The sequence below is a fragment of the Burkholderia sp. E168m22 genome, from assembly GCF_001319805.1.
In the GTDB taxonomy this organism is placed as follows: Bacteria; Pseudomonadota; Gammaproteobacteria; order Burkholderiales; family Burkholderiaceae; genus Burkholderia; species Burkholderia orbicola.
Genome location: NZ_BBSK01000156.1, coordinates 1 through 2,118, shown reverse-complemented (window position 1 = coordinate 2,118; position 2,118 = coordinate 1). Strand labels below are relative to the sequence as shown.

At 61.0% G+C, this 2,118-nt stretch carries 2 protein-coding genes; both read left to right on the top strand.

The window, feature by feature from the left end:
* Nucleotides 1-768, top strand: a 768-nt coding sequence (locus AP428_RS34135) for a phosphopantetheine-binding protein (protein ID WP_156349372.1), incomplete at its 5' end; no start/stop codon positions are given.
* Between the two features lie 67 nt (nt 769-835).
* On the top strand, nt 836-2,118 hold a 1,283-nt coding region (locus AP428_RS34130; RefSeq protein WP_231691731.1), incomplete at its 3' end, for a condensation domain-containing protein.

Sequence of the window (2,118 nt, the reverse complement as noted above, 5' to 3'; positions counted from 1 at the left end):
TTGACAGCACAGCGCTTCATCGCCGACCCGTTCGGCGGCACACCCCACGCCCGCCTCTACAAAACCGGCGACCTGGGTCGATGGCTGCCTGACGGCACCATCGAATACCTCGGCCGCAACGACTTCCAGGTCAAGCTGCGTGGCTTTCGCATCGAGCTCGGTGAGATCGAATCCCAGCTGCGGGCTTGCCCTGGCGTGCGCGATGCCGTCGTGATCGCCCGCGAAGATCAACCGGGCGACAAACGCCTCGTGGCCTACCTGCTCGCTATAAACGATGCGCCACTTGCGGCTGCGGCCCTGCGCGACCAACTCGCCACCCGGCTACCCGACTATATGGTGCCCAGCGCCTTCGTCACGCTCGACGCCTTCCCCTTGACCCCGAATGGCAAACTCGATCGCCACGCCCTGCCCGCACCCGACGCCAGCGCCATCGCCACACGCGAATATGCCGCCCCACAAGGCGAGATCGAAACCACCATTGCACAAATCTGGCAGTCGCTCCTCGGCATCGAGCGCGTCGGACGCCACGACGACTTCTTTGACCTGGGCGGCTATTCGCTGACCGCAATACAGGTTGTGGGCCGCATCCGCGAGCAGTTCGGTCTGACATTACCGCTTGCAAAGGTATTTCAGACACCGACAATCGCGGCGCTTGGGGAGGTGATTTTCAACGATCAAGTCGCACGCTTTGACAACGACGAGATCGAACGCCTAAGTGCCGAAATAGAGCAGCTATCGGAGGACCAGCTACGCGCTCTTTTGAACTGAAGTCACGGCCGGAATTGGCTCGACTTACGAATGCAACCCAGCTCGCCCGTGACCTGAGTGAAAACCCGTGAAAAACACCTCCAATAGCACGCTTGATGCGCTTAGGCGCGAAGTCTTGCTACGCCGTCTTGGCGCCGCCGGCGCACCGGCGGCAACGCACGGAGTTCGCGCGACGATTCCCAAGGCGGACCGCGAAAGTCCGTTACCGCCTTCTTGGGCACAGGAGCGCCTATGGTTTCTCGATCAACTCGACAAAGCCGCGAGCGCGGCCTATCACATGTCGGCCGGCCTGCAACTAAAGGGGCGCTTGGACAAAGCGGCGCTACGCGCAACGCTCGACCGCATCGTCGCGCGCCACGAAAGTCTGCGGACCACGTTCACGCGCGACCAAGAGGATCGCCCAGTTTTGAACATAGCGCCCGCGAACCAAGGCTGTATGCTCACCGAGCACGACCTGCGCAGTTTGCCGTCCGCTGAACGCAGTGTCCGCCTAAAGGAAATCGAGGCTGAAGAAGCGTCTTCTCCGTTCGACCTCGCAGCAGGACCACTTGTACGCGCACGCTTACTGCACATGAGCGACAGCGAGCACGTGCTGCTGCTCACCCAGCATCACATCATCTCGGACGGCTGGTCCATCGGCATACTAATTCAGGAAATCACCGCGCTCTACACTGCATTCAGCACGGGACGGCCCGATCCCTTGCCGGAACTGCCGATCCAATACACTGACTACGCCGCGTGGCAACGACAGTGGCTCGACAAGTCGACCATGGAGAAGCAAATCGACTTCTGGCGCAGTCATTTGCAAGGCGCACCGGCGCTACTCGAAATTCCGACGGATCGCCCCCGTCCCTCCGTACAAAGCTATGCCGGCGGCAGGATTGATTTCCTGCTTTCTACCGCACTGAGCGACGCGCTGCGCACGCTAGGCAAGCGGCACGGGATCACGCCTTTCATGACCTTCTTGACGGCCTGGTCCGTTCTGTTGTCACGGCTCAGCGGACAGTCCGATGTCGTCATCGGCACGCCGGTGGCCAACCGGCCACGTGCCGAGGTCGAATCGCTGATCGGCTTTTTCGTCAATACGCTGGCACTTCGCGTTCGCACTGGCGATGACCCGGACGTAGCCACCTTGCTCAAGCGGGTAAGGCAGATCGCCGTCGATGCCTTCAATCATCAGGAGGTCCCGCTTGCGCGAGTCGTGCAGGCACTTCAGCCTTCGCGCACACTTGGGTACAACCCGATTTTTCAGACCATGATGGGGCTGCAAAACACGCCTGCCGGCGCGCCGCTGCAACTTCCTGATCTTGAATCCGCACCTCTCGATTTGCCGTACACGCCGACTCATTT